This is a genomic window from Actinokineospora sp., assembly GCF_052390155.1.
In the GTDB taxonomy this organism is placed as follows: domain Bacteria; phylum Actinomycetota; class Actinomycetes; order Mycobacteriales; family Pseudonocardiaceae; genus Actinokineospora.
Genome location: NZ_JBQTHF010000109.1, coordinates 1 through 4,805 on the forward strand (window position 1 = coordinate 1; position 4,805 = coordinate 4,805).

Annotated in this window: 4 protein-coding genes; 3 read left to right on the top strand and 1 reads right to left on the bottom strand. The window is 69.5% G+C overall.

Annotated elements, in window-relative coordinates:
• A partial coding sequence (locus ACT4N7_RS27535) for an SgcJ/EcaC family oxidoreductase (protein ID WP_444831781.1) occupies positions 1–233 on the bottom strand: 233 nt, incomplete at its 3' end.
• Positions 234–594: 361 nt separating this feature from the next.
• Between ACT4N7_RS27535 and ACT4N7_RS27540 the strand changes: the two genes are divergently transcribed.
• From ACT4N7_RS27540 to ACT4N7_RS27550, 3 genes are all read left to right on the top strand, one after another.
• Complete coding sequence (locus ACT4N7_RS27540; RefSeq protein WP_444831782.1) at positions 595–1,776, top strand: acyl-CoA dehydrogenase family protein; 1,182 nt, start codon at positions 595–597, stop codon at positions 1,774–1,776.
• A gap of 86 nt (positions 1,777–1,862) precedes the next feature.
• The gene (locus tag ACT4N7_RS27545) at positions 1,863–3,209 is read left to right on the top strand and encodes a nucleotide sugar dehydrogenase (protein WP_444831783.1); all 1,347 of its coding nucleotides are present in this window, start codon (positions 1,863–1,865) and stop codon (positions 3,207–3,209) included.
• The gene (locus ACT4N7_RS27550; RefSeq protein ID WP_444831784.1) at positions 3,206–4,189 is read left to right on the top strand and encodes an NAD-dependent epimerase/dehydratase family protein; all 984 of its coding nucleotides are present in this window, start codon (positions 3,206–3,208) and stop codon (positions 4,187–4,189) included. Before ACT4N7_RS27545 ends, ACT4N7_RS27550 begins: the two co-directional genes overlap by 4 nt.
• Positions 4,190–4,805: the final 616 nt, after the last annotated feature.

The window sequence follows — 4,805 nt, forward strand, 5'->3', positions numbered from 1 at the left end:
ATGAACGCCCGAATCTCCTCGCGACCCTTCTTGTACACATCACCGGGCAGAATCAGCGTTCCGTCGACAGTGAAGGCGTTCGCCACACCCTCCGCGTCGTTCTCCGCCCACGCCGCCACCAACCGCAACGGCACACCCAACGCCTCCTTCTCCTGGTCGCTGGTGAACTTGCCGTAGTAGGCGTCCAAACGGGACTGAGCGTCGACAGCGGTCGACGGTGCACCTGGGGACACGATCGATCTCCTCTGGAGTGGGACAGGGAAGGGCACGGCGGACCGCGCTCGGGCGATTCGCACCGCTCCATGGTCGGGTGCCCGCGGACCGTCGCGCATCTCCTGCCGTGCCGAACTCGGCGGCCGGTGTCGATGACAGACGGCGCGAAATCGCCTGCTGCGCAAGTGAAGAGATGCCGTCGAACGCGGCCGGGTGCGACCGTCGAGTAGGCGGGATCGGCCCGACAGCCGCCGCTTGGACGTTCGCCACCGCGGGCACGGGAGCCGCCGGATCATGCCGCGGTCCGGTGTCCCCGGACCACGACGCGCATTCGACAGGCGTCATTCCCGCGCCTGACAGGTATCCCCAAGGGAGCACACTGTGGACAACACCCAGACACCGTCGCGGTCCGAACTGGTGCGCCGCGCCTCGGAACTGGTGCCGCTGCTGCAGAAGAACGCGGCCTGGGCCGAGGAGAACCGGCGACTGCCCGAGGACAACATCGGCGCTCTGACCGACGCGGGCTTCTTCAAGCTGCGCATCCCCACCCGCTACGGCGGCTACGAGTCCGACATGCGCACCATGTCCGAGGTCGTGGCCGAACTCGCGCGCGGCGACGGGTCCACCTCGTGGACCTACGCGGTCTGGACCATCAGCACCTGGATCGCGGGCCTGTTCCCGGATTCCGTGCAGGACGAGATCTTCTCCACCCCGGACGTGCGGGTATGCGGCATCCTGAGCCCGTCCGCGACGGCCGCGCCCACCAAGGGCGGCGTCATCGTCAACGGCAAGTGGACCTTCAACTCGGGCTCGCAGCAGAGCCACTGGAACACCAACGCCGCGATCCTGCTCACCCCCGACGGCGGCCACGAGCCGATCATGACCGCGATCCCGTTGGCGGACCTGGAGATCGTGGACGACTGGTACACCGCCGGGCTGCGCGGCTCCGGCAGCGTGAGCACCATCGCGCGCGACGTCTTCGTCCCGCACGAGCGCGTGCTCTCGATGGGCCCGGTGCTGCGCGAGCAGTACTCCTCGAAGCTCAACGCCGACTCGCCCATCTACCGCGCCCCGCTGCTGCCGACCGCGTGTTCGACGGTCAGCGGCACGGTCCTCGGGCTGGCGAAGGCGGCGAAGGAGGCGTTCTTCGAGCGGCTGCCCGGCCGCAAGATCACCTACACCAGCTACGAGAAGCAGAGCGAGGCCCCGCTCACCCACCTGCAGGTCGCCGAGGCCACGGTGAAGATCGACGAGGCGGAGTTCCACGCCTACCGCGCGGCGGACCTGGTGGACGCCAAGAGCATCAACGGCGAGGGGTGGACGCTGGAGGAGCGGGCCCGCATCCGGCTCGACATGGGCGCGGTGTGCCAGCGCGCCAAGGAAGCCGTGGACATCCTCAACACCGCCAGCGGCGGGTCGTCCATCTACAGCTCGGTGCCGATCCAGCGCATCGAGCGCGACGTGCAGACGCTGAACCTGCACGCGGTGATGCACCCGAACACCAACCTCGAACTGTACGGCCGCGTCCTGTGCGGCCTGGAGCCCAACACGCACTACCTCTGAGGCCCAGCGGCGGCGGCACAACGACAGTGTGCCGCCGCTTTTCTCGCGCCGCAGGCCAGTCCCGACTTTCTCGATTGGAGCGCAGCATGCGTTTTCTCTCGGACCACCAAGGCGTGACCGTGGCGGTCGTCGGCTTCGGGTACGTCGGCTCGTGCCTCGCGGCGACGCTGGCCGACCGCGGGCTCGACGTCGTCGGCATCGACACCGACCAGCGGCTGATCGACGAGCTGCACTCGGGGCACTGCCGGTTCCAGGAGCACGGTCTCGCCGACCTGCTCTTCCGCGGTCTGGACTCGGGCAGGCTGCGGGTCACCACCGACTACGCCGCGACCGCCACCGCGGACGTCATCCTGATCGCCGTGGGCACCCCGGTGCGCGAGGACGGCTCGCTGGCCGACGAGCAGCTCCGCGGCGCGTGCACGGAGTTGAGCAAGCACGTCCGCGAGGGCCAGCTCTTCGTGCTCAAGAGCACCGTGCCGCCTGGCACCACCCGCGACCTCGTGCTGCCGCTGCTGGAACAGAGCGGGTTGCTCGGCGGTGTCCACTTCGGACTCGCCTTCACCCCGGAGCGGCTCGCCGAGGGCAACGCGTTGCGCGAGCTGGGCACGTTCCCGATCGTGGCGGGCGGCCTGGACGCCGACAGCGCCGCGGCGGCGGCCGAGTTCTGGCAGCGAACCCTTGGTGTGCGGGCGATCCCGCTGGACTCGATGGAGGCCGCGGAGATCGTCAAGCTTGCCGACAACTGGTGGATCGACCTCAACATCGCGATGGCCAACGAGCTGGCCAAGTTCTGCAGCCTCTACGGCGTCGACGTGCTCGACGTCATCCCGGCGGCCAACTCGATCCCCAAGGGCTCGGGCAACGTCAACATCCTGCTGCCCAGCGTCGGGGTCGGCGGCTCGTGCCTGACCAAGGACCCGTGGATGGTGTGGCGCTCGGCCCGCCAGCGCGGTCTGGAGATCCTCACCGCGTCGACCTGCCGCGAGGTCAACTCCGCCATGCCGGAGTACACCGCGCAGCTCGCCCTGGCCGACCTGGCCGACCTGGGCAAGGACCCGGAGTCGGTGAAGGTGGCCGTGCTCGGGCTGGCGTTCAAGAACAACACCGGCGACCTGCGGGCGACCCCGACCCTGGGCACCATCGCGGCGCTGACCAAGGCGGGCGCCGAGGTGCGGATCTACGACCCGCTGGTGGACCCGGTCGAGGCGGAGAGTGTGTTCGGCATCGAGGTGTCGGCGTCGCTGGAGGACGCGGTCCGCGATGTGGACTGTGTCGCGATTCTGGCGCTGCACCGGGACTTCGAGCACATCGACTTCGCCGCGCTGCCGGTGGCGCCGAAGTGCCTGCTGCTCGACGGCCGCGCCTACTACTCCAAGGAGAAGATCGAACTGCTGCGCGATCTCGGCTACTTCTACCGCGGCATCGGACGATGACCCGCGCACTGGTCACCGGCGGCTGCGGCTTCGTCGGCAGCCACCTGGTGGAGCGGCTGATCGCCCGGGGCGACGACGTGACCGTCTTCGACAGCGCGCCGCCCCCGGAGCACCAGCGGCTGGCCCGCGCGTACGGCCGGTTCGTCGCGGGCGACATCCGCGACGCGGACACCCTCGCCGCGGCGGCCGCGGGCGTGGACGTCATCTACCACCTGGCCGCGCTGGTGGGCGTGGACCAGTACCTGGCCCGCCCGCTCGACGTCATCGACGTCAACTTCACCGGCACCCGCGTCGTGCTCGACACCGCGATCGGCACCGGCGCCAAGGTGGTCGTGGTCAGCACCAGCGAGGTGTTCGGCAAGAACCCGACCGTGCCGTGGCGCGAGGACGGCGACCGGGTCCTCGGCCCCACCTCGGCCGACCGGTGGGCCTATTCCTCCAGCAAGGCGCTGACCGAACACCTGGTGTTCGCCTTCACCCGCCAGTACGGGCTGGAAGCCACAATCGTGCGCTATTTCAACGTCTACGGCCCGCGCCAGCGCCCCGCGTTCATCGTCAGCCGCTCGGTGCACCGCGCTCTCAACGGGCTGCCGATGGCCGTGTACGACGAGGGCAGGCAGACCCGGTGCTTCACCTTCGTCGACGACGCCGTCGAGGGCACCCTGCTGGCCGCGACGAACCCGGCGGGCGTCGGCGAGGTGTTCAATATCGGCAGCATGGTCGAGACCACCGTTGGCGACGCGATCGAGCTGATCGCCAAGCTCACCGGGCCGAACGCCAAGACCGTGCGGGTCGACACCCGGACCGCCCTCGGACCGTCCTACCAGGACCTGGCGCGGCGCGTGCCGGACAACACCAAGGCGCGCACGGTGCTGGGCTGGCAGTGCGAGACGGCGCTGGAGGACGGGCTCGTCCGCACGATCGAGTGGGCGCGGGAAAACCCCTGGTGGCTCGCCCAGTCCGACAGCGGAGCCCTCTGATCCGAAAAGGACAGTGCCGCGCCGACTCCGGTCGGCGCGGCTTTTGGTTGGCTCGAATCGCCACCAGTGCCATACCGCGCCCCATTCACGAACGGGTGAACTGGAGGTAGTCACGCCACGGCACCCGCCACGTCGGCACGGCTGGTCCGGGTGTCCGAACCGGGACAAGTCGGCCGCTGCCACGGGGCACTGCTCGCGTCGCGAGTGTCGACAACTTTTTGAACACCAGCGAAGCCGAGCGACGGAGCCGCAAGCTCGAAGGACGCTCCGGCAAGCGAATTGACCCGGATCAGTACCTGCATAATCGGCATACCGCCTCGGGGCGCGCGTCCGCCCTGTCTTGCGGTCATGAACGGAACCACACCCTCTTTCCGTACAACGATCCGTCATCAACGATGGGAAATCTACTCGCAGCGATCGAACCCTGAGCCTGCGCGCAACAGGACCAACCGGCGGGCGCAATACTTTCGCCGCCGACAGCCGCGCGCTGCCCGAGGTCAACGTCACGAACTGCGCGCCACACGCAACCACCCGGAGGGGGGCGGCGCGGCCGCGCGGCCGCCGCCCGGGGGGCCGCCCCCCCGGGGCGGGGGGGGTGGGGGCCACGGGGGGCCCC

What these genes read in the sequence shown, in the direction of transcription:
- ACT4N7_RS27550 (WP_444831784.1), top strand. Translation starts at nt 3,206, where the DNA reads ATGACCCGCGCACTGGTCACCGGCGGCTGCGGCTTCGTCGGCAGCCAC.
- ACT4N7_RS27545 (WP_444831783.1), top strand. Translation starts at nt 1,863, where the DNA reads ATGCGTTTTCTCTCGGACCACCAAGGCGTGACCGTGGCGGTCGTCGGC.